Below are 22600 nucleotides of genomic sequence, written 5' to 3'. Positions count from 1 at the left end.
GCCGGCTAGGCAGATTCCTGGTCATAGATCTCCTCGGGCTCCTCGGGCAGCAGGATCTCTCCGGTACTGGTGATGAGCTTCTGCTCGGCGCCGTGCAGGATCTCGGCGCCCTCGGCGTACACCCCGGAGGCGCGGTCGAGGTCGGCGAGCAGCTCACGCAGCGCCAGCTTGGCCGGGGCGTCGTCGGGGAGGTCGCGGATGCGCGGGTAGACGATCAGCTCGATCCGCCGGCGGAGCGCCTGGGAGCGGCGCCGGTGGTCGTCGGACGCGGCCCGCTGGTGCACGGCCGCACCTTCCTCCAGGTCGCCCGGGTCGCCGAACGGGGTGAACTTCGCTTTCAGGCGCCGGAATTGGGCCCGGTCCTCCTCGGAGCGGTCGGGATCGTCGAGGAGCTCCGCGACCAGGGTGAGATAGCGCGAGAGGGCGTCCCCCTCCCCGCCGAGCGCGCGCTCGCGTTCCATGAGGTCGAGCACCTCGGGCAGCATGATGCCCTTGGCGAGCTCGGTGCCGGCGTCCAGGGTCGCGAGGGCCTGTTCGCGCTCGGGCTGACTCAACGCGAAGTAGTAGCGCACGAGCCCCTCCACGAGGGCGGCGTCACCGAGCTCGGGGTCCGCCTCGCGCACGGCGTCCACCCGCCGCCGCAACTCCTCGAAGCCGTCCGCCGCCGGCGCCCCGGACAGCGCGGGCTCGGCCAGCCACTCCCGCAGGAGCGCGACGAGCCGCAGGATGGCGATGCCGGTACGCAGCCGCCCCGCCGTGGCGCGGTCCTCCTTCGCGAGGTCGCCCTCCTCGTCCCCGTGCTCCACCTGCTCCGCGAGCCGCCCCAGCCGATCGCCGAGCCGCGCGGGGTCACCGTCCGCCCAGTCGCAGACGAGGAGCCCCAACTCGGCCTGAACCATGGGCACTTCACGCTCGACCGCCCTCGCGCGGGCGTCGGCGAACGCCTCACGTGCGTCGTCGGTGCGCCCGTCGAACACCGCCTGTACGCCCTTGACGAGCTGGAGGTCGTTCACCTCGGCAGGGATGTTCTCGGTGAGCTCGCCCAGCTCCCGGACCCGGTCGAAGTGGTGCAGGGCGCCGTCCGTCTCACGGCGCCGCCAGTGCGCGGTGGCCAGCTGGAGGTGCGAGATGGCGGCGATGCGGCGGCTCTGCGGCCGGGCGTCGAGGACGGCGTGGTGCTCGGCGTACAGATCGGTGACGCGGTCGTGGTTGCCGAGCCGGGCCTGGACCCACAGCTCCAGGTAGGCGCCGTCGGGCGTGGGTCCTTCGGCGGCGATCAGCTCGTCGAGCACGGTCGCGGCGGCGCCGTAGCGGGCCGGTTCGTAGGTGCCCAGCATGGCCCGCACATAGGCCTGCGCGAAGCGGATCCGGTTCAGCGCCCGGCCCCGCGGACCCTCGTTGACGGCCTGCCCGAGCAGCCGGTCGGCGCGTTCGAGGGCGTCGCGGTCGTCGCTGGCGAGCAGCGCGAGGGACTCCTCGTACGGCAGCCGCCAGCGGCTCGGCACGACGAGGAGGAAGTAACCGGCGCTGGCCACGCTCGTCAGGAACAGCACCGGCAGGACGACGAAGAGCAGAATCGTGGTCATGCGAGTCCCTTCCCGCCCCGTGCCTCGTGCAGCCGGAGGTCGAAGTCCGCGAGTCTCATGCCGTGTTCGTGGATCTCGCCCCGGTCCATCTGGCCGTTCTCCCGCACGCGCCGCAGTCCGGCCCTGACCTGCTCCGAGATGTGGGCCGCGGCGTCGAGGCGGCCGAGTCCGAGGAAGGTCTCGCCGTAGTCGAGCATCAGGTCGAACCGCCACCACATCAGCGTGCCCCCGTCGTGCAGCCACTGGTGCACGAAGGCGTTGGCCTCGGCCAGCTCGCCCTGGCCCAGCAGGCAGGAGGCCATCTCGTGCGCGTGCTCGCGGCGCAGCTCGTGCGGCAGCCGGCCGAACGCCGCCCGGGCCGTCGCCTGGAGCCGCTGGGCATAGGAGTCGTCGGTGGCCCCGGCGAGGCGGACCTGGACCGCCGACCAGCCGCCGATGATGGACAGCTGCGCCGCGTACGCCTCGGTGCGCTCCGGGTCCGCCTGCACCGCGCGCTCAAGGAGCGACAGCGCCTCCAGGGGTTCGCCAAGGTCCTGGTGGGCGATCTCGGCCGCGAGCAGCAGAAGCGCGTAGCCGGGCCGGTCGACGAGGGCCGCGTGGGCGAGCCCGACCGCCCGGCGTGCCTCGCCCGCGTCGCGCAGCGACCGCACCGCCGTCAGCGGGTCCATCGCGCGGCGCGCCCGGTCGAGGGAGTCGGTCAGCTGACGCACCGCCGCGTCGTCGAGCGCGGCGGCCCGCGGCCCGGTGAGCTCGCCCAGCTCCTCACGGACCGTGCGTACGGGCTCCACGCGCCGCATCCAGGACGCCAGCCGGCCCTCGCGCCGCGGCGGGGCGAACACGGCGGCGCAGGCGGCCCGTTGGAGCAGCCGCTCGGGGCCGTCGTCCGGCAGGGCCTCGAAGCAGCGCAGCGCCGTGACACCCAGGCTGTGCAGGCCGGGGTCGCGGGCCCCGGCCGGCAGGCCGCGAGCCCCTTCGGGCGTCAGATGCGCGATCCGCTCCGGCTCGGCGAACACCTCTGTGAGTGACGGCGCGCCCCAGGCCGGCAGCGGCAGCAGCAGCGGCCGCTGCCCGGCAAGGACGATGTCGGCGGGCAGCGCGACCAGGCCGGCGCCGATCGCCTCGCGCCAGCCGGGGAACGCCCGCAGCGCGGCGGCCACCGAGGCGATCCGGTAGGCGGGCTCGTGCTCGGCGAGGGCGTCGGACAGACTGCGCCCGGCGTCGGTCTCGTAGCTGACGATCTGGAACCAGCGGTTGGCGAACTGCCGCTGTTCTCCGCGCTCTTCAGGCACCACGGGCACCAGGTCGGGCCGGCGGGGCCGGGTCTGCCAGGCGAGCAGCTCGGCCCGCTGCTCCCCGCTGACCTCCTCGACCGGGATCAGCCGGTACCAGCGCCGGCGCCGGGGCGCGCGGTAGAGCGAGCCCCACCAGCCGGCCCCCGCGTACTCGGCGCCCAGCTCCTCCTCGATGACCCGCGTCCGGTCACCGACGGCTGTCGTCATATGCGTCCTCTAGCCGGTCGGCGAGATCGTCCAGGGTGTCCTCGTCCGCTCCCGCGCGCACGCCCTCCAGGAACGCGCCCAGCGAATCGGTGAGCGCGCCCGGCGCCTGCCCGTCCTTGGCGGCCCGCAGCGCCTTCTTGACGACACGCCGGTACTCGGCCGGCACGTCGCCGGGGTCGGTCTCGGCGACGGGCACCGGAGCGGGGGCCGGCACCGGGACGGGACTCCGTACGGGCTCCGGTACGGAGGCGACGGGGCTCGGGAGCGGCGCGGCGGCGGTGGGCGGGGCGATGGGCGCGGGGACGGTGAACGCCCCGGGGCCGGCACCGGACGCGGCATCCGCCCCGGTCCGTCCTCGCTGGGGCGCCGCACCGCGGGGTCGGACGGTGGCGTACAGACCCGCCAACACCGCGCGCCGCTCGGCCAGTTCGTCGACCTCGCCGATGGTCGTGCTCTGGTCGAAGGTCGCCTGGTACTCGCGCCCAGTGTTGGTGTGGGTGACCTGCACCCCGAGCAGCCCGTTCACGTCGAGCGAGAACTCGACCTCGAACTGGTGGTAGCCCTCGGGGCGCGGCTCGATCTCGTCGAGGTGGATCGTGCCGATCAGAGCGTTGTCGTAGACGTACTCGCCCTCGCCCTGATAGATCGCCGCCTCGATGCGGTGGGCCTGCTCGGGATTGGTGTACGTCTTCACCTGGCGGGCCGGGATCTTGGTGCCGCGCGGGATCAGCGCGTTGAAGCGGCCCTGCTGGACCCCGACGCCCAGGGTGTGTTCGGTGATCAGGGTGACGGTGTAGTCCTGTTCGTCCGCGGACCGCTCGGCGTTCGGCCGGGTGGCGAGGTCGAACGCGGGCGACGGCTCGAACCGGTTGGCCACGATGGCGGCGCCCCGGGCGACCAGGGTGTCGGGGTTGGCGTCGCCGCGTACGAACCCCTCGTCCTGGTCGAAGTAGTCGAGCAGCATCTGCTTGACCCGGGGGATGCGGGTGGAACCACCCACGAGAAGCACCGCGTTGATGTGCTCCCGCTCCACGCCCTTGGCGGTCCGGGCGAAGCGCAGCGCCTCGTCGACCTGGTGCAGGGAGCGGTCGAGGATGGGCTGGATCAGCGCCTCGAAGCCGCCCCGGTCGAGCTCCAGGGGAGCGGTGGCGCCGCCGAGGTCGAGGGTGGTGGTGGAACGCAGGGACAGTTCGCGCTTGGCGACCTCGGCGGCGGCCTTGATCCGCAGCCGGTCCATGTCCTTCGGCAGCGCCTCGCCGAGGTTCTCGACGATCCACGCGGCGACCGCGTCGTCGAAGTCGCCACCGCCGAGACGCTGGTCACCGGCGGTCGCGATGACCTCGATCTCGTCGTCCCGGGTCTCGATGATCGACACGTCGAACGTGCCGCCGCCCAGGTCGAAGACCAGGTAGATCTGCCGCTCGGACTCGGCCCGGTCGACCCCGTAGGCGATGGCGGCGGCGGTGGGCTCGGGGATGAGCTGGCGGGGGTAGAGCCCGGCGAGCAGGGCGGCTTCCTCGGTGGCCTTCTTCTGCCGCTCCATGAAGTACGCGGGCACGGTGACGACCGCGTCGTGGATGTCGGTGCCCAGCGCCTGTTCGGCGATCCGCTTCATCCGCATCAGCACCAGGGCGCTGATCTCCTGCGGCCGCAGCCACTCGGTGCCGAGCCTGGCCCGTACCGGGTCGCCGACCGCGTAGCTGCCGCTCGCACCGAAGTGCTGGAGCAGCTCGGGGGTGAACACCGCGCCCATCTCGCGTTTGATCTCCACCAACGCGTCGCCGGCGCCCGCCTCCTGGCTGATGGCGTCCTTGGCGTCATGGCCGACGACCAGCGCACCGGTGGCGGGGTCGATCCGTACGACCGAGGGCGTGGCGACGGCGGCCGCTCCCTCGTGTTCCGGGTCGGCGAGGATCTTGGGTGCGAGGTCGTCGGGGTCGTAGGCGGAGACGGCGGAGTAGGTCGTGCCGAGGTCGATGCCGACGACCCGGTGCAGCTGGTCTTCCATGCGGGGCCCTCCGGGGTCACTCGTTGTTCACTCGTCGGCGAAGCCATCGAGCACGTGGGTACGGGTGAAGTCACTGGTGAAGTCGGTGCGGGTGGTGTCCATGGGGTGGTGGACGCTCTCGCCGGCAGCCGTCAGAAAGGTCTCGATGTCCCGGCGCAGCACGGTGAGCCCGGCGTCCCGGTCGTCGAGGACGGGCTCCCAGGTCGGTTCGAGGCGCAGCAGCGGCAGCGGCGGAAAGCGCGCGTCGTGCGCGGCACGGGCCTCGGCGCTCTCCAGGCTGACGGCGTGAGCGGCGACGATCTCGTCCTGACTCGCGCCGCGCGCTTGGAGCTGGGCGTCGTAGCGGGCGGCGGCCGCGCGGATCTCCTCGGCGGTGGCCTCGGGCGCGACTCCGAGCCGCGCGTATTCGGTCGCCCGCGGCACGACCATGGGCAGCCCGAACAATTCCCAGCCGCCGGCATCGGCAACCGACATCCTTGCGCCCCCGTTCCCCGTACCTGTACGCGCCCCGCACTCGTACCCGCGACCCGCCCTCCGCCGAGCCACGCGAAGCGCGCGCCGTGGGCCGGCCCTTACTCCGGCCCACCCCCGAACCGAGTTCAGCAATGCTGCCCTCGACGCGTTCTGCGCTGCCCCTATTTGTTGTTAGTTGTCGTTCGCCGACATCGTTTGACGCGCCATGACCTCGCACGGCCGTGATGTTGCCGTCGATTGTAGAGGCGTGAGACACAACTTGCCTCAGATCCAAGCCAGTTGGGGCGCGTGAGACGGATGTGGCCGAAACCGATCGCGGGGGCGGCGGTCGCGCGCGAGGGGTCGAGGTGCAGCCCGGCGAGGGTGGCGAGCGGCCGGGCACATTCAGCCAGACCCGCACCGTGTGTTGGCCGGCGCATGTAAAGCAGGCTTGACAATCACGAGCCATGACAAGCACGCTTTACAGCGTGCGAAACACGGTCAGGAAACTGCGGGCGTCGAAGGGGCTCTCCCAGGGGCAGCTGGGCGCGGCCCTCGGGGTCTCGCGGCAGACGATCAACGCCATCGAGACGGAGCGGTACACGCCTTCCCTGCCGCTCGCCTTTTCCCTGGCCAGGTTCTTCGAGGTCAGCATTGAGGAGATGTTCCATGTCGAAGACAGCCCAGCCGATGAGTAGGAAGTCAGTGAGGCGGTCGGTTCCCGCGTTCTTCCTCGGGATCGGAGTCGTCTGCCTGGTGGCCGCGACCGTCGGGGGGCGCCTGGGTCTCGGTCTGGTGATGTTCGGGATCATGGCGGCGTGCAGCCTCGCCCTGATCCTGCTGGGGCGCCGAAGCGAGACCTATCGGGGCTTGACGGAGGAGCCCGACGAGCGGTTCGCCTTGATCGGCCAGCGGGCCTGGGCGGGTACCGGAGTGGTGCTGACCCTGGGGAACCTCTGCGCCTTCATCGGCGACCTGGCGTCCGGACGGAGCGGCGATCCGTACTACTGGCTGGTGGGGACGGCCGCCATCGCCTACATCGCATTCGTCGGCGTCTTCCGCCGCCTCACCTGAGGAACTGCCACTGGCGTGGTGGACGATCTCAGCATGCCCCATGAGCAAGGAGCCCCGGGGGCGGGCTCTCTCGTCACGGCAACGAACGGGTGAGCCAGACCACTTCACCGTTCTCTTCTGTGGAGACGTGATCCCGCTCGAACCCGAGCTTCTCAAGGACGCGGAGCGACGGTGTGTTCCACGTGCCGACGGTCGACCAGAGCCGCTTCCGCCCGGTCGCAATGGCGGCATCGAGCACCGCGCCGGCCGCCTCAGTGGCGTAGCCACGTCCATGCGCGCGCTGGAACAGCTCATACGCGATCTCCGGCTCCTCCAGGGTGGAGCGGCCGATGATCAGCCCGCAGTAGCCGATGAAATCGCCTTCGTCGCGGCGCTGGATGGGCAACAGGGCGATCCCCGTAGTCGCCGTCGCGGTGAGCAACTCCGCGATGGACGTCCGGATGTGCTCGACCGTGGGGGTCCCCTTGCCACGTTCCGCGAGGAGGGCGCAGAACTCGGCGGCGTCCGACTCGGCCCAGGGCCGCAGGATCAGCCGCTCGGTCTCAAGGTGGAACGGCATCGTCTCGTACGTAGTCATACCACCACTCTGCCGCCCCGGGGCCTGGCCGAGGCCAGGGGGAAACAAATCGGCGGGTTTTTTCGGTATCGCCACCCGCGGCCGGGGCGGTTCTACGCGATTGCCCGTAGGCGCTGGTAGCTGCCGTGGCGGTGGCGGCAAGGGTGTGGCCACCCTCCCGGGGAGCGGATCGCAACCCGCCTGGTCCGGTACCAGCGCCTGAAGGCGCTCGGCCTGGGCCTTGTTCTGGCCCACGTTCTCTGGGATTGACCGAACTCAATCGGCCGCCGTCCTCATGCGCGCCACGTCTCCGGGGTGCGATGCGGCCGAGACGGCTTCCGAGTGAGTACTCAGACCGAGCCTGCGGCCGAATCCCCAACGAGGTTGTGTACCAGAGGGAGACGGATGCCAGAGGATTCCTTGAAGACGTGGACGCTCGCGGCACCGCTGGGGAGACCGGTGATCCGGCGATCGGTGGATTCGAGGAGGACGTGTCCCCTGCAGTTCTTCTGCCGATGGATGCTGGCTCGGTAGCCACGGGGAAGATCGATGGTCTTGATGTCCCGCGTGAGGTTGACGCACACGTTTTGCGTTCGCGGACTGATGGTGAGGACGCCCTCGCCCGTGGCGTGGGCGGCTGGGGTTACCAGCATGGGCGCGAGGATGAGTGGGGCCGTGAACAGCATTCTCTTCTTCATGGCCTGACAACGATCAAATTCCGCTGAGGAAACCAACCCTGGTCGGGCTGTCCGATCGCTCCTGCGGAGTTCATCGAGCGTCTGCCGCGTCACACCCACTGACGAGGCATCGGCCGCGTCGGCTGCTTCCATCCGAGGTGTCAGCCCGAACCGGAGGGCGCCGATCGGGCTCGACACGACTGCCGACGTGCGGATCCACCAGCCCGTGGAGCGCTTCCGTGGAGCGCTCCGGCTCGCATGGGCGGCGGCCTTCGTCGGAGGGGTCGCGTCCGCCCACGCCCCTCTCTAGCCTCGCGCTCATGACTTCAACTCGTCGGCGTCTGTGGTTGGTTGAACTCCTCGCTCTCATCGCCACCACCCTCCTCGGCGTCCCGACCGCTCATGGCGCCGAGGGGACCTCGCGCACCCCCGACCGAATCGGCTACGACGTGGCGTTGCGCTCCGACGCCACGGGCACGAACTGGACCGGGCGGGAGCGGATTTCGTTCACGCACACCGGCACGGGCCCGGCATTGCGCGAGGTGTACGTACGACTGTGGGGCAACGGCGCCGACGGTTGCGGCGGTCCCGGCTCGCCGTCGCCGGTCCGCGTCTCCCGGTTCGAGGGCGGGACCGCCGACGCCCCCTCCGTGAACTGCACCGCGCTGCGCATCGGCCTGACGCACCCGCTCGCTCCGGGCGCCCGGACGTCCGTGTCCTTCGACGTGTCACTCACCGTGCCGGACCGCATGGCACGGTTCGGCCGCGGCGGCGCGTACCGCTATCTCGGCAACGCGCTTCCCGTCCTGTCCGTACGCGACGAGGCCGGCTGGCAGCTGGCTCCCGATGTGGGCTTCGGGGAGAGCTACTTCACCCTCGCCGCGGACTTCCGGGTCGTCCTGGACCACCCGTCGGAACTCTCCGTACCGGCGACCGGCACGACGACGACCCGCCCGGGTGCCGCGGGGCGCTCCGTCACGGTCTCCACCGCGCACCACGTACGGGACTTCGCCTGGGCGGCCGGCCCGTTCCACACGGCCACCGCCACCAGCCCGGGCGGCGTGACCCTACGGGCGTACTGGACCGCGGACACCGACGCGGGCGGGGTCACACTCGCCCGGAACGAGGGCGCCCGAGCCGTGGACACGTTCGGGGAGCGCTTCGGCCGTTACCCGTACGGTGAGCTGGACATCGTCCTGAGCCCGGACTTCACGTTCGGGAGCATGGAGTACCCGGGCTTCATGCTGGTGTGGGCGGGGCCGGACGACAGTGCCGTGGTCCACGAGATCGCCCACCAGTGGTGGTACGGGATCGTCGGCAACGACGAATACACCTCGCCCTGGCTGGACGAGGCGTTCGCCACGTACGCGCAGGACCTCTTCTACGGCGAGAACGGGGAAGGCTGCTGGGCCGATGTGTACTGGCCGCGCCCCGACGCCGCGATCACCTCCACGATGGGCTTTTGGGCCCGTCCACCGGGCAACAACGGCTGGACCGCCGTCGTCTACCGGGCGGGCTCGTGCGCGCTGCACGACCTGGAGCGCGAACTCGGCAGCCCGGCGATGGAGCGGACGCTGCGGCGGTACGCCTGCGACCACTGGTACGGCGTCTCGACCAACGCCGCCTTCATGCGAGCCGCGCAGGCGGCGTCCGGCCGTGACCTGACGCAGTTCTGGGCGGAGCACCGGATCCGGGCGCAGGACAGCTGACCCGGCCCGCCATGCGCAGGCCGTCCCACGCCCCGTGACCTCGCCTTGTTCCCGGCGACGCAGTCGCTCGCGGGGGATTAGGATCTCCGAGTTCGGCCGGGGGACCGATTCATGGATTCTTTCTTTTTTGGGGGCGACACCGTGGGTGTCATCGTGGGCGCAATCATCGCCGTATTGATCGTCGGGCTGGCCTGGTGGCTGGTGCGTACCTACAACCGGCTGGTCCGGTTGCGCAACCAGACGCAGGCGTCCTGGGCGCAGATCGACGTCCAGCTGAAGCGGCGGCATGAGCTGATCCCGAATCTGGTCGAGGGCGCGCGCGGCTATGCCGCGCACGAGCGGGCCACGCTCGAAGCCGTCGTCGCCGCACGCGGGGCCGCGGTCGACGGCGGCCTCGGGGTCATGGACAAGGCGGCCGCGGAGGACGCGCTGACCGCGTCCCTCGGCAGGCTGATCGCGCTGGGCGAGAGCTACCCGCAGCTGAAGGCCGACCGGCACTTCGCCACGCTGCAGGACGAACTGACCACCGCCGAAGACAAGATCGCCTACGCGCGGCAGTTCTACAACAGCGCAGTACAGAGCTACCACAGCGCTCTGGAGAGCTTCCCGGGCAACATCCTGGCCGGCCTGGGCGGCGCGCACGCGCGCAGGGACTACTTCGAGGCAGGCGCGGCGCCGCAGGACGCGGTGCAGGTGAGATTCGCGTGACGTTCGAAGCGCAGATGTACTGGGGCGGCGCCGCCCTGATCGGTGTGTGGCTCGCGGTGTTCGGGCTGGCCCTGGCGGCCACGCGCAACGGCACCGTGGAAACCGGCCCTGCCACGCAGGAGTTCGGGCCGGACCCGGAGCCCCCGGCCGTCGTGGCGCTGCTGGCGAACCGGTGGCGGTCCGTCGACCGTGCTGCCGCGGCCACCCTCCTGGACCTCGCGGCCCGCGGCCTCATCGAGGTGCGGCAGCCCGACGACGACCCGGCACGCAGCACCGTGCACGTCACCGGCAAGGACGCCGGACCTCTCATGCCGTACGAGCGGCGCGTCCTGGACCGGGTCGTCGAGCGGGCCGGGGACGCGGGCGCCCCGATCGGGGCCATCGCCTTCCGCGCCGAAGAGCGCGCGAAATCCTGGAACAGCGCGCTGCGCCAGGAGATCGTCGCGGAGGCGCGGCAGCGCGAGCTGTCCCGCGCCCGGTTCGCACCGCTGCTCGCCAGCGCGTTGTACGTGACCGCCTTCGCCCCCGGAGTGCTGTTCGCGGTGGCCGTCGTCTCCGGTGGACACGGGATCCGCGGCGCCGTACTGATCGGGGCCGCACCAGCGGTCGCCCTGATGTGGCTGCTGGCCCGGGTGCTCGGTGAGCGGGCCACCCCGCGCGGCCTCGAACGGGCGGGGCACTGGGCGGGAGTCACCGCCTGGCTGCACGCGCACGAGGAGTTCGCCCAGTTGCCGCCCGCGGCCGTCACGGTGTGGGACCGCTACCTCGGCTTCGGGACCGCGCTCGGCGTCACCAGCCGGGCTGGTCGCCTGTTGGGCTTCGACGCGGGTGACAAGCGCCGGGTCTGGTCCGCGTACGGCGGGACCTGGCGGCCGGTGCGGATCCGTTACCCTCGGCTGCGCCCCGGTTTCGGGGCCACCGCGCCCCGGCTGCTGCAACTGGCCTGCGCCGCAGGCGTGGTGGCCGTGGGCCTGTGTCTGTTCGCGCTGCTGCGGCAGCCGGACTGGGCCGTCACCGGTGGTGTGGACACGACCCATTCCCTGCGGCGCCCCGGGCTGGTCCTGAGTGCCGGATGGGTGGGCGTTGCTCTGCTGGGTGTTGCCGTCGCGGGGCGCTTCAGCCGCTGGACGCTGCTCGTCGCGTTCCTCGCGATGATGCCCGGCAACTTCGCCGACTCCCACGACTGGCTCGACCAAGCCATGGGGGAGCCGCTGGTGGCCGAGACCGTGGCGGTGGCCTGCTTCGGCGCGCTGACCGTGTACTACCTGACCCTCGCCGTACTGGAGCGCCGCGCCCCGCGGGCCGTGACCGGAGAGGTGCTGCGCATGGAGCCGCGCCGGCGTGAACAGGCGCCGCGCTTCCTCGCGCTGGACACGGGCGACGGGGACCGAACCACCGCCTGGGCCCTGCCGCCCGGGGCACCGGCTCTCGCCCCGGGCAGCGTGGTACGCCTCGCGGTGTCACCGGCTACGCGCTCGGTGCGCTCGTCGGCCGTCGTCACCAGCTGATCAAAGACGCTGACGCCTCGCCGACGGTAGCGGGGCGAGCCGTGGCCCCCGGTCCAACCCGCCCTGGGCCGGGGCGCTGTCGCGTCAGAGAGGGTGGAGCGGGCCCGAGTGGTCAGGGCTTCGCCGCAGGTGGCGTAGGGTGGTGTTCACCGACGCGGGGTGGAGCAGCTCGGTAGCTCGCTGGGCTCATAACCCAGAGGTCGCAGGTTCAAATCCTGTCCCCGCTACTGCCGAAGAGGCCCGGATCCGTTTGGATCCGGGCCTTTTTGCATCGGAGCTGCCCGAGGGCGAGGTCCTCCGGTACCGACGATCCCTTCTGGCGGCAGCCGGACGCCCGAGCCGCCTCGGAGGCCATTTGCCGGACAACCAGCCATTAGGTCGCGGCAGTCGTGAAATTCGGCGTGTCACGGATGAGTTGGGACATATTTCGCACTAACTTCCATGGTCGTACGAAGTCGATCAACTTCTGATCGCTTCCGTTCGACCTATCGGAGATGAAATTGCGCAAGCTTCGCAAGGCCGCCGTGGTAATCGCCGTACTGGGCAGCGTCGGCCTCCTCGGCGTAGGCACCGCAAACGCCCATGGTGGGAGCCGGGGCGGGACGAACTCCTTCTTCGGCAACGGGGAGGACGGCGGAAAGGCAGGCGGGAAGGGTGACATGTTCAGCGTCTCCCAGGCCACCCAGTGCCGCTCGCACGACCTGAACATCGACGTCCTCGGTTCCGTCGGCCTCCTCAACGGTGTGCTCGGGGGCGCGCTCAACGGCGAGGGCAACGCGGGTGCGCAGCAGAGCCACCTCGGCTCCAGCATGGGTTGCAACAACGCCGCCTTCCAGAAGTAAGACGGGCGGTCCCGGTGCCGAGCCACTGGCTGGGCACCGGGACTCACCGAGCACCCGGTCCATGCTCCGTCGAGCGCGGGGTAGTTGAGCTTGCGACCGAGGGCCGGGCGGCGGGATCAGCCAGATGTCAGGGATGAGTCAGGCAGGTCTGGCATCGTAGGTGTTGTGAACGGCGCGGGAGACCGGAGCCGGGAACAAGGAGAGGTGCCCGGAGTGGTTGATCGGGGACCGGAGCATCGCCGAGGTCGGATCCTTTGGGGTCCACGCAGGTTCGAATCCTGCCCTCTCCGCCATGGCTCAGCCTGACAGCGAGCACTCCCGCGCGAAGCCGCCTCCCGCCGCGCGCGCCGGGACGTGAATCTCCAACTCGGCTTCCATCTCGTGGAGTTGAGCGCGCTCGAACTGAATTCTGCCGGGCGTCGTCGTACCGGAGTGGAGTCGCTCGGCGACCCGCCGGACGTCAGCGTGTTCCCCGCGGAGGCCGAGCCCGTCGAGAACACGACCGAGGCCAGACGGCGCGAGTTCACCACCGCACGCTGGTGCGCCCGGCGCGCGCAGGCGGGGCTGGGGCATCCGCCCGCGCCAATCCTTCCTGGTCGGCACGGCGCACCCCGCTGGCCGGACGGAGTGCTCGGCAGCATCACCCACTGTGCCGGCTACCGCGCCGCGGCCGTAGCCCGCACCTCCCGCGTCGAGATGCTGGGCATCGACGCGGAGCCCAACACCCCGCTCCCTGAAGGCGTACTGGACTCGATCGCGCTGCCCGACGAGCTGCGGCTGGTGGAGAGGCTGATCGACACCGTCCCCCAAGTCGCCTGGGACCGGCTGCTCTTCAGCATGAAGGAGGCCGTTTACAAGGCCTGGTGTCCCGTTATCGGGCAGCGGCCCGAGTTCGAGGACGTTCACCTCGCCTTCGGCGCGGCCGGCTCCGCGTTCGGCAGGGCCTCACCTGGGGATCCGCGACGCTCACCTGGCCGGACTGCAAAGTCGCCGATCCCCGGCCCGCCACCTGACCGCATTTCCTCGGCCAGGGATCCGCTTACCACAAAGGACATCCCGTGTACGAAACCATCAAGGAATTCTCCGCCACTCAATTCACCGTGCCCGGCGATCAGTTCACCCCGGACGCCCTCCTCACCGATATCGGCATCGACTTCCCGGCCCTGGTGGAACTCGCGCTCATCCTGGAACAGGAAAGCGGAATTCCGGTGGACGACGACGCCCTCAAGTCGGCCACAACGCTGCGCGAACTGGCTGAGTTGGCCCGGGAATTCACCGACCGGGAGCCGGTGGCGCAGCGGGTCGCCGCCATCAACGCCTGCGGCTGAGCGACCGGAAGACGACAGCGCCGTCGCGCGAAGAGAGACGTAACGCCCCGCACAGAAATCAGCGACTCAGAACCGCCGAAGGACTCGCCCGGCGCAGCAGGCGAGGCGATCGCCATCGTGTCGATGGGCAGCCGGTTCCCCGGCGGCGCCGATTCCCCCGAAGCGCTGTGGAAGCTGCTCACCGAGGGCAGGGACGCCACCACCGACATGCCGGCCGACCGCGGCTGGGACCTGGACGCGCTCTACGACGCGGCGCCCCGGCAGGCGGGGGAAGACCTACACCACGCGCGGCGGCTTTCTGCATGGGGCGGGGGACCTCGACCCGGCGTTCTTCGGGATATCCCCCCGCGAAGCCCTGGCCATGGCCCCCCAGCAGCGCCTTGCTCCTTGAGATCTCCTGGGACGCCCTGGAGCGCGCCGGCATCAAACCGGCGGCCCTGCGCGGATCACTTACCGGGTGTTCGCCGGGCCAGGCGGGACGCCGTCCGGTGTTCGTCTTTCCCGGACAGGGCGCGCAGTGGGCCGGCATGGGACGCCAACTCATTTGCGAAAGCGCTGAGTTCACTGCGGTGATCGACGAGTGTGCGGCCGCGCTGGAGGGATACGTCGACTGGTCGCTGCCCGACGTCCTGTGGGGAGGAGCGCCCGGTCTGGAGAGTGAGCCCCGGAAAGGCCCTCGGAGCGGCGCAGGGCCTCGCGGAGCTTCCCAGCCCGTGTACCCGCAGGCCGGTTCCAGGTGGGCCATTTGCTGACTATTAGTCAGAAGCGTTACTCCGGGCGGGATTTGTCGTGGCTCTGTAACGGAGCGGGTGGGGTGCAACGGACGGAGCGGCCGGTTCATCTGGGTAGTCGGCAAGGCGCGCAGGGCGCTTTCGCGAAGGGGTGGGGTCTCACCATGTGGGGGAGATCAATGGAAAGGAAGTCCATGACCAGGACGAAGAAGACCGGGCGGAAGTCGAGGGGCAGCCGGGTGGCTGTGATGGGTGTGCTGGGTCTTGCCTCGGTGGCTCTGGCCACGGCGCCGGCGTTCGCTAAAGGTGCTGTGGACATCGCAGCGCCGCACACCGCTCAGATCGGCAAGACCATCACGGTCAAGGCGCACGGAGGCGACGACAGCGCCGGCTACCTGCACCAGCTGTGCCTGGAGGAGAACGGGTTCGGCGAGGGGTGGCATCAGGAGACGTGCAGCGCTGCGGTCAAGGGCGATGCGCGGGTTACCGCACAGGGCACGTCCGCGCGGCGCGGCAACCTGCAATTCCGGGCGGTGCTGTATGGCTTGACCAGCACGCACGACCAGAAGCCCGTGCGCCTGCACGCCTCTGACGTGGTGACGGTGCACGTCCACTAAGCGCGCCGAGAGCCAGGGAGACGTAGGTCTGAACCGGATCGGCATGAGTGAGACCGCCACCTGTGTGGCGGTCTCACGGGTGTGTCACCGGGCGACTCGGCGACGTGCGTCGTGGGCGGCGTGCACCTTCGACCCCGTGCCGGAAGCGGGACCGGACCGTCGGCTCGCCAGGATCGCGCCGCTCGACCTCATATGGACGTTGTTTTTCGGCACCCACCTCGTCAGCAGGGTCACGGCGACGATGGTGGTGTTGGAGCCTTTGTCAGGTGCGTGTCGCCGATCGTCTGCCACAGCCGCAGCGCCCGATCGCGGTGTCGGCGCGCCAGGTCGTGGAGGCCGGCGGCGGCGTCCAGGTCGCCGATCAGCTGCCAGCACGCGGCCTCATCCTGGCGGTCGCCGTGCCGGTGGAACAGGTCCGCCGCGCGCTCCAACGCCGGGGTCGCCCGGGCCCGGTCGTGCTGACCGGCGTACACGCGGCCAACTTCCAGCAGGGTGTACGCGGCACACCGCTCGTCGGCCAACTCCTCGAAGGTGGCCAACGCCTGCCACAGGCAGCGCAGCGCCTCGTCCGGATCACCACGCCGATCGTGCAGCCGGCTGAACCGCCGCAGCACGACCGCCACTCGATGTCCGTCGTCGAGCGCCCTGGCCTGGCGCAGGGCTCCGTCGAACCAGGACTCCGCCTCGTCCAGTTCGTCCTGCATGAGCCGCATCACGGCCATCGCACAGGACAGTTGCGCTTCGAGGTGCCGATCGCCCTCAGCGACCGCGATGGCCAGCGCCTGCTCGACACGCTCGACGGCTTCGTCGTAATGGCCCTGCACCCGGCTGACCGTGCCCAGCATCGCCACCGACAACGCCTCGCCGCGTTTGTCCCCGCCGTCCTGGCACCGCCCGACGGAGGACTCCAGGGCATGGGTCGCGCCGTCGAACTCGTCCCGGTAGATGTGCAGCTGGCCAAGACCGCGCAGCAGCACCGATGCGCCGCGTACGTTGCCGGTGGCCTCGGCCGCGTCCAACGCGAGCCGGTGCCCGTGCTCCCAGTCCTGATACAGGCACAGGTGGTCGTAGTAGGTGACCGGGCCGGCCGCCAGCTCCCAGGCCAACTCGTCCAGTCCCCAGTCCACGGCCAGTTTCACCGCGCCGAGCAGGTTGTCGCGTTCCGCGTCGAACCAGCTGACCGGGTCGGCCATCATCCGGTCCACGACCGCGTCGGGCAGCGACCGGCGTGGCGCCGAACCGGGCGCGGCAGTCAGCAGCCCGGCCGGCAGCCGCTCGGTCCCGCGCCCGGCCAGATCGAGCCAGGTGGACAGCACACGGATGATCGCGTCCCGCTTTTCCGTCGCCGGCAGCGGGGCGGCGATTTCCACAGCACAGGTCCTGATCAGGTCGTGCAGGCGGTAGCGCGGCTGACCGGTGGCGTCGGTGGAGGTCAGGCGCACGAGGCTGGCATCGACGAGGGTGTCAAGGACCTCCTCGGCGTCCGCGCGGTCCAGCAGCGGGCCGACCACCCAGCCGGGCAGGGTGTAGGCGCCGAGCAGGCCCAGCAGGCTCAGCGCGCGCACCGCGTCGGCCGGCAGCAGCCGCAGGCTCAGTTCGACGCTGGCTCGCACGCTGAGGTCCCCGATCCTCAGCTCGGCCAGCCGCCGGGACTCGTCCTCGATCCGTTCCCGCAGCACCCGCAGCGACCAGGCCGGGCGGCCGGTGAGCTTGGCGCTGGCGATCCGGATGGCCAGCGGCAGGTTGCCGCAGCAGTCGAGGATCGCGTCGGCTTCCGCGGATTCCCGCTCGACCCGCGGCCGCCCGACAATTCCGGTGAACAACTCCCGTGCCTCGGCCGGGCTCAGCACGTCCAGGTCGATGTGCCGAGCACCGGGAAGTTGCGTCAGCAGGGTGCGGCTGGTGATCAATACGGCGCATCCGTCGGCTCCGGGCAGCAACGGAACCACCTGGTCGGCGTGACCGGCGTCGTCCAGCACCACCAGCATGCGGCGGTCCGCCAGCAACGAGCGGTAGAGCGCGGCCCGCTCGGACAGGCCGCTCGGGATCGCGCTGCCGGCGATCGAGAGTGCGCGCAGCGCCTCGGCCAGCATCAGCCCCGGGTCCCGGGGCTCGTCCGATGTGGCGGCGAGGTTGAGGTAGAGCTGGCCGTCGGGGAAGGTGGCGCTCGCCAGCCGCGCGGCGTGGGTCACCAGGCAGGACTTGCCGACACCGGGACCGCCCACGATGACGGCCACCCGGGCCCGGTTCGGCGCCGGCCCGTCGAGCAGCGCGGCGACCTCGGCCAGCGCCTCCGCCCGGCCCACGAAGTCGGGGACGTCGAGCGGTAGTTGACGCACCGGCATCGCCATCGATGTGGCCGGTCCGGTGGCTGGCGCGTCGGGACTTTCCGGTGGGTTGTCCGAGGAACCGCTCGCCGGGACCGGAGCCGCCAAAGAGGGATCGGCGGTCAGGATGCGCTGATGCAGTGCCTGGATCGGCGGGGTGGGATCGACGCCGAGTTCGTCGGCCAGTGTCCGGCGCAGCCGCTCGTACACCTGCAGTGCCTCGCCTTGGCGCCGGCACCGGTAGAGGGCGACCATCAAGTGTTCGGCGACTTGCTCGTCGTAGGGGGAGTCGCGGAGCAGGGCGGTCAGCTCCTCGATGACCTCACGATGACGCCCCAGGTCGAGTTCGATGCCCAGGCACTGTTTGTGCGTGTCCGCGCGCTTCTCGTTCAGCCGTGCCGCATCGAGCTCCAGGACCCGGCTGGAGATGTCGACCAGAGCGGTGCCGCGCCAGCACGCCAGCGCCCGCCGCAGCGCGACAGCCGTATCGGACGGGGCATTGTGCCGTTCGGCGAGGCTGCGCGCGTGGTCGAACTCCAGCAGGTCGAGCTGGTCCGGGGCCAGGTGGATCTGGTAGCCGCCGCGCCGGGTGCTGATCAGGGAGCCGGGTGCTCCACACGCGGCGAGGTTGCGGCGCAGCCCGGAGACGGCGTCCTGGACCTGGCGGACGGCAGTGGCGGGTGCTTTCCCGTCCCACATCACGGCGACGAGCCGTTCCATGGCGACGATGTTGTTCACGTCGATCAGAAGCGCGGCCAGCATCTTGGCTTGCCGCGGTCCGTCTAACCGGACCTCGCGTCCGCTGATCTGGGCGTGTAACGGCCCCAGCACGCCGTATCTCATATTCCCCCTGGCACTCGACGATCGGCGCCGAATCCCCCGTCCGACCTCGCACTGGCACGAAATCTAGGACGACCGGCGGACCGTGTCCATAGCGTCACCCGTAGCGGGGCTCACCGAAGTGCGGGACGTTCCCGCAGGGCCCAGAAGGAAAAATGTCTTGAACCTGCGTAGGAAGTTTCCCGCCGGTGCCTTCGCTGGAACCGCAGTACTCGCAGGCGTCGCGGCAGCCACTCACTCGGGCGAGCGCGATCGCCAATGTTGGTTGCAACGCCAACACCCTGCATGAGTAACGTGCATGGGACGGACCACTACACCTATTTGCCTGTGGGACAGGGCATCAACTATGAGCAGCCGTCGGGCTGGTAGCGCTGCTGCTGACTGCTGGGTGCTCGAACCAGGCAACCCGGCCCCTGCGCCCGCCCTGGGGGTCGATCCCGGAGGTGACGTCGGCGACGCCATCAGTCTGCCGATCGACGCCTACATACCCACCTCGACTCAGATCCTTGCGTTGCAGAAGTCCACCGACATCGTGTCGGAGCGTTGTATGCGGAGCTACGGACTGCCGTATCACCCGCCGACCACGGAGGGGCTCGCTGATATCGCCCGGCAGAACAAGGCACGCACTGCCCTGTACGGATTCTTCGACTTTTCCACGGCCCGCAGCAAGGGATACGACACGCAGTTCGACGGACCTGCCGACACTCCCACCTAAGTGCCTTACACCACGCCGGAGAATGGGTGTGCTCCGCGGACAGAGCACCTCCGGAACCACCGTCGCCACGTTCAAGGACAAGAAGGTCCCTGCCGGCGGACGCCATCAGCAAGGCATCGACGCCATCGGAGGACCACCGCCGGTACCTGCTGTCGAAGCGCTTCCGGATGGAGGCCCCAAGGTCCCCTCGACAGACCCCTCACACAACAGAGGAATCGCCACTGCCACAGCCGATGTGGAGTGCAAGCTGTCCACCAACCTGGTCGGCGTCGCCGTAGCCGTTGAGATCGCCTACGACCGTCAATACATTGAGATGCACCCGGCTCAACTTACCGAGTTCAAACGGCGCCTTGGCGACCAACTACGCGCGGCCGCGCGACTGACAGGCTCCAGCTCAGCTTGATTTCTCTGGGCTGAGGTGTCGTGGACTCCCGCTCTGGCGGCTCACTCTCGCGTAACACGCGCAGTGGACCCGGGGCCCGCTGTACTCGTCCGTAGAAACCCAGGACTTCCATTCGGGCATAGCCTGGTAATGAGCGCACTTCTGGACATGTGCCTCGGCGTGTGTGGCCCTGCGGAGGAGGGATCATGTCGGTTCCTGAAGCGCGGCAGACGCCACTGGATCCCGCTACCCAGGAGGCATTTGCCGCCGAAGTGGTTGACGTGCTCAACAAAGCGGTGCTGGGGCTGCTCGCCAGCGTCGGCCCCCAGTGCGGCCTCTTCGATGCCCTGGCCGGCCTTCCACCGTCGTCCAGCGCGGAGATCGCCAAGGCGGCGGACCTCGACGAGCGGTATGTGCGTGAGTGGCTGGGCGGCATGGTCGTCGGCGGATTCGTCAAGTACAACCCCGAACCGGGGACCTACTTCCTGCCGCCGGAGCACGCGGCATCGCTGACCACTGCGGCGGGCCCGGACAACATGGCGGGCATGATGCCCTACCTCGCGCTCATGGGCGAGGTCGAGCAGCAGGTCGTACGCTGCTTCCGCGACGGTGGCGGTCTGCCGTACTCGGCCTATCCGCGCTTCCAGGCGCTACAGGCGGAGGAAACCGCGCGGGTCTACGACCTGGCGCTGGTGAACACCATCGTGCCGCTGGTGCCAGGACTGGCCGAACGCCTCGGCGACGGCATGGACGTCCTCGATGTGGGCACGGGACAGGGCCACGCGCCTCTGGTGCTGGCGACGGCTTTCCCCGCCAGCCGCTTCCACGGTCTGGACCAGTCGGAGGTTGGGATCGACGCCGCACGTGCCGCGGCGGCCCGTGCCGGCCTGCGAAACCTTCACTACACCCTTGCCGATTCGACGGAGATCAGCGGCGAGTACGACCTCATCACCGCCTTCGACGTGATCCACGACCTCGCCCGGCCGGCCGAGACACTCACGGCGATTGCCCGGGCCTTGCGAGAGGACGGCACGTTCCTCATGGGCGACATCGCCGCCTCCAGCAGACTGGAGGAGAACATCGAGCACCCCTTCGGGCCCGCGCTCTACGGATTCTCGGTCTTCTACTGCATGACGACCTCGCTCGGCACCGGTGGAGCCGGGCTGGGCACGGTATGGGGCCGGGAGACGGCGCTGCGCATGCTCGAAGAGGCGGGGTTCGCGAACATCGACATCAAGTCCGTCGAGGGAGACCCGATCAACGTCTACTACGTCGCGACCAAGCGCTGACGACCACGACCGGACGGGGCCCGTCAATCGCCCGGCGGATCCCTCCGTCATACGCGGAGCGGGAGGAGCGGGATCAGCGGGATCGCGGGATCAGATCGCGGGATCAGTGGATGTCCGCTTCCTCCGGGACCACGACCTGGTCGATCATCCGCTGGATCTTCTCGGTCGGCAGGGCCACCGCGAGCGCCCAGTAGTAGATGGCGAGGCTGAACACCGCCACCACGACCATGTCCCACCACAGCGGGAACCACGGGTGCTTCAGCGGGCCGAAGTCGCTGGCGTAGACGATGAGCCCCATGCCGATCAGATAGGCGGGCAACCACTGTGCCGCCCGCAGATCGAGTTGTGGCGTGATCGGGTTCATCTTGAACACCCGGTTGGCGATGAGGATGACGTAGCCGATGAGGATCGCCACGCCCAGCTTCCAGTCGGTCTGCCATCCCGACCACAGGATCAGCAGGTTGGCGACGACGAAGGCCAGTGGCGACATCCAGGATCCGCCGGGCAGACGGTACGGACGGTCCGCGTTCGGCAGGCGGTTGCGGAATACGCCGAACGACAGCGGCGCACCGGCGTACATCAGCACGCTGGCGCTGGTGATCAGTCCTACCAGCGACTGCCAGCTCGGGAACGGCAGGAAGCAGATGCAGCCGGTCACGAACGCGGCGATGAGGCCGGGCCAGGGCACACCGCGCCGGGTGGTCTTCTCGAAGACCTGCGGAACGTAGCCGTTGCGGCTGAGGCCGTAGGACACCCGCGAGGACCCGGTGATGTAGATCAGGCCCGTACCGGCGGGGGAGACCACCGCGTCCAGATAGAGGACGGTGGCCAGCCAGCCCAGGCTGATGAGCGTGGCGACCTGGGCGAACGGACCGGTCAGGGTGTTGAACGCGGCGGTGGTCCAGGTGCCCTGGACCTGCGAGGCGGGCAGCGCGGCGAGGAAGACGACCTGCAGCAGGATGTAGATGATCGCGCCGATCACGATGGAGCCGATGACCGCACGCGGAATGTCGCGTTTCGGGTTCGCGCTCTCGCCGGCGAGCTGGTCGGCCTGCTCGAAGCCCAGCAGCGCGAAGATGATGCCACTCGTGGAAACCGCGCCCAGGATGCCCTTCGCGCCGTAGGGGTTGAACCCGTCGGCGGCGGTGAAGTTGCTGCCGTGGAACGAGATGATGGCGAACACGAAGATCGTCAGCAGTGGGATGCCGACCTTCCACCAGGTCGCCGCGCTGTTGGTGCGTGCCAGCAGCCGGATGCTGAGGAAGTTGACGGCGGTGATGACCGCCATCAGCACGATCGCGACGGCGATCCCGGAACCGGTCAGCAGGTCCTGGCCGCCCTTGATCGTCAGCCAGCCTTTCGCCCAGGAGTAGTGCTGGCCGTACGTGATCATCGCCAGCACCTCGATGGGTGCGACCGTGGCCGCCTGGAGCCAGGAGAACCATCCGAACGACGCTCCTGCGGCTCCGCCGAACGCGTAGTGCGGGAAGCGGGCCGTGCCGCCGGAGACCGGGTACATCCCGCCGAGCTCGGCGTGCACCAAGGCCAGAATCAAGATCGCGACACTGCCGATTCCCCAGGAAATGATCGCGGCGGGTCCGGCCACCCCCAGCGCCTTCTGGGCGCCGAACAGCCAGCCGGATCCGATGATCGACCCCTCCGATGCCCAGATCAGCCCCACGAAGCCGATCTCCCGCCTCAAGCCTGGCCGTCCGTCGCGCGTGACAGATGTCGCCTCGGATACGCTCATG

At 69.9% G+C, this 22600-nt stretch carries 19 protein-coding genes, 1 tRNA gene and 3 pseudogenes; 15 read left to right on the top strand and 8 right to left on the bottom strand.

The annotated features are described in order from the left end of the window. Positions 1 to 5: 5 nt before the first annotated feature. From OHA17_RS02170 to OHA17_RS02155, 4 genes are read right to left on the bottom strand one after another with little or no spacing between them, the layout of a single operon-like run. The gene (locus OHA17_RS02170) at positions 6 to 1586 is read right to left on the bottom strand and encodes a hypothetical protein (RefSeq protein ID WP_406503498.1); all 1581 of its coding nucleotides are present in this window, start codon (positions 1584 to 1586) and stop codon (positions 6 to 8) included. After that, positions 1583 to 3085: a hypothetical protein gene (locus OHA17_RS02165; RefSeq protein ID WP_406503497.1), complete on the bottom strand. Its 1503-nt coding sequence runs from the start codon at positions 3083 to 3085 to the stop codon at positions 1583 to 1585. Before OHA17_RS02165 ends, OHA17_RS02170 begins: the two co-directional genes overlap by 4 nt. Continuing rightward, a complete protein-coding gene (locus tag OHA17_RS02160) occupies positions 3066 to 5093 on the bottom strand; it encodes an Hsp70 family protein (RefSeq protein WP_406503495.1) in 2028 nt (675 codons plus the stop codon). The genes OHA17_RS02165 and OHA17_RS02160 overlap by 20 nt, the downstream gene beginning before the upstream one ends. Before the next feature lie 27 nt (positions 5094 to 5120). Beyond that, entirely contained in the window at positions 5121 to 5567 is a 447-nt protein-coding gene (locus OHA17_RS02155; protein ID WP_406503494.1) for a hypothetical protein, read from the bottom strand. Between the two features lie 446 nt (positions 5568 to 6013). On the opposite strand from OHA17_RS02155, the gene OHA17_RS02150 reads away from it, so the two are divergent. After that, complete coding sequence (locus OHA17_RS02150) at positions 6014 to 6244, top strand: helix-turn-helix transcriptional regulator (RefSeq protein ID WP_406503492.1); 231 nt, start codon at positions 6014 to 6016, stop codon at positions 6242 to 6244. Continuing rightward, positions 6216 to 6620 carry a hypothetical protein gene (locus tag OHA17_RS02145; protein WP_406503490.1) on the top strand — a complete coding sequence of 135 codons (405 nt, stop codon included), beginning with the start codon at positions 6216 to 6218 and terminating at the stop codon, positions 6618 to 6620. The genes OHA17_RS02150 and OHA17_RS02145 overlap by 29 nt, the downstream gene beginning before the upstream one ends. A gap of 73 nt (positions 6621 to 6693) precedes the next feature. Here the strand turns inward: OHA17_RS02145 and OHA17_RS02140 are convergent, their stop codons facing one another. After that, positions 6694 to 7197: a GNAT family N-acetyltransferase gene (locus OHA17_RS02140; protein WP_406503488.1), complete on the bottom strand. Its 504-nt coding sequence runs from the start codon at positions 7195 to 7197 to the stop codon at positions 6694 to 6696. Positions 7198 to 7526: 329 nt separating this feature from the next. After that, complete coding sequence (locus tag OHA17_RS02135; protein WP_406503486.1) at positions 7527 to 8051, bottom strand: hypothetical protein; 525 nt, start codon at positions 8049 to 8051, stop codon at positions 7527 to 7529. 122 nt (positions 8052 to 8173) lie between these two features. Between OHA17_RS02135 and OHA17_RS02130 the strand changes: the two genes are divergently transcribed. The 11 genes and pseudogenes from OHA17_RS02130 (at position 8174) to OHA17_RS02080 (ending at position 15296) form a co-directional block, all read left to right on the top strand. Further along, positions 8174 to 9562 carry a M1 family metallopeptidase gene (locus tag OHA17_RS02130; RefSeq protein WP_406503484.1) on the top strand — a complete coding sequence of 463 codons (1389 nt, stop codon included), beginning with the start codon at positions 8174 to 8176 and terminating at the stop codon, positions 9560 to 9562. A gap of 111 nt (positions 9563 to 9673) precedes the next feature. Next, positions 9674 to 10270, top strand: coding sequence for a LemA family protein (locus tag OHA17_RS02125; RefSeq protein WP_406503482.1), 597 nt, complete (start codon positions 9674 to 9676; stop codon positions 10268 to 10270). After that, entirely contained in the window at positions 10267 to 11778 is a 1512-nt protein-coding gene (locus OHA17_RS02120; RefSeq protein WP_406503480.1) for a DUF2207 family protein, read from the top strand. The genes OHA17_RS02125 and OHA17_RS02120 overlap by 4 nt, the downstream gene beginning before the upstream one ends. Before the next feature lie 153 nt (positions 11779 to 11931). Next, positions 11932 to 12005: transfer RNA gene (locus OHA17_RS02115), tRNA-Met, on the top strand. 273 nt (positions 12006 to 12278) lie between these two features. Then, on the top strand, positions 12279 to 12620 hold the full coding sequence (locus OHA17_RS02110) for a hypothetical protein (protein WP_053727985.1): 342 nt from the start codon (positions 12279 to 12281) through the stop codon (positions 12618 to 12620). Between the two features lie 198 nt (positions 12621 to 12818). After that, positions 12819 to 12913, top strand: a pseudogene (locus tag OHA17_RS02105). 61 nt (positions 12914 to 12974) lie between these two features. Beyond that, positions 12975 to 13541 (top strand): annotated as a pseudogene (locus OHA17_RS02100) (4'-phosphopantetheinyl transferase); the annotation flags it as partial. A 137-nt stretch (positions 13542 to 13678) separates the two neighbouring features. Next, on the top strand, positions 13679 to 13948 hold the full coding sequence (locus OHA17_RS02095) for an acyl carrier protein (protein ID WP_406503478.1): 270 nt from the start codon (positions 13679 to 13681) through the stop codon (positions 13946 to 13948). A 93-nt stretch (positions 13949 to 14041) separates the two neighbouring features. Beyond that, positions 14042 to 14418 (top strand): annotated as a pseudogene (locus OHA17_RS02090) (beta-ketoacyl synthase N-terminal-like domain-containing protein); the annotation flags it as partial. Between the two features lie 18 nt (positions 14419 to 14436). Next, the gene (locus OHA17_RS02085; protein WP_406510614.1) at positions 14437 to 14700 is read left to right on the top strand and encodes an acyltransferase domain-containing protein; all 264 of its coding nucleotides are present in this window, start codon (positions 14437 to 14439) and stop codon (positions 14698 to 14700) included. Between the two features lie 173 nt (positions 14701 to 14873). Continuing rightward, positions 14874 to 15296: a hypothetical protein gene (locus OHA17_RS02080; RefSeq protein ID WP_406503477.1), complete on the top strand. Its 423-nt coding sequence runs from the start codon at positions 14874 to 14876 to the stop codon at positions 15294 to 15296. A 230-nt stretch (positions 15297 to 15526) separates the two neighbouring features. Here the strand turns inward: OHA17_RS02080 and OHA17_RS02075 are convergent, their stop codons facing one another. Then, positions 15527 to 18385, bottom strand: a complete 2859-nt coding sequence (locus OHA17_RS02075) for a BTAD domain-containing putative transcriptional regulator (protein ID WP_406503476.1) — start codon at positions 18383 to 18385, stop codon at positions 15527 to 15529. Positions 18386 to 18851: 466 nt separating this feature from the next. Here OHA17_RS02075 and OHA17_RS02070 point away from each other — a divergent pair, with 466 nt between their 5' ends. After that, positions 18852 to 19178: a hypothetical protein gene (locus OHA17_RS02070; RefSeq protein WP_406503474.1), complete on the top strand. Its 327-nt coding sequence runs from the start codon at positions 18852 to 18854 to the stop codon at positions 19176 to 19178. 588 nt (positions 19179 to 19766) lie between these two features. Next, entirely contained in the window at positions 19767 to 20849 is a 1083-nt protein-coding gene (locus OHA17_RS02065) for a class I SAM-dependent methyltransferase (RefSeq protein WP_406503472.1), read from the top strand. Between the two features lie 103 nt (positions 20850 to 20952). Here the strand turns inward: OHA17_RS02065 and OHA17_RS02060 are convergent, their stop codons facing one another. After that, on the bottom strand, positions 20953 to 22599 hold the full coding sequence (locus tag OHA17_RS02060) for an APC family permease (protein WP_398880981.1): 1647 nt from the start codon (positions 22597 to 22599) through the stop codon (positions 20953 to 20955). Between the last annotated feature and the right edge of the window lies 1 nt (position 22600).

Origin of the sequence: Streptomyces sp. NBC_00212, from assembly GCF_045206365.1 — a bacterium.
Lineage (GTDB): Bacteria > Actinomycetota > Actinomycetes > Streptomycetales > Streptomycetaceae > Streptomyces.
The sequence above is the reverse complement of the archived record's forward strand: the minus strand, read 5'-3'. Positions and strand labels throughout refer to the sequence as shown.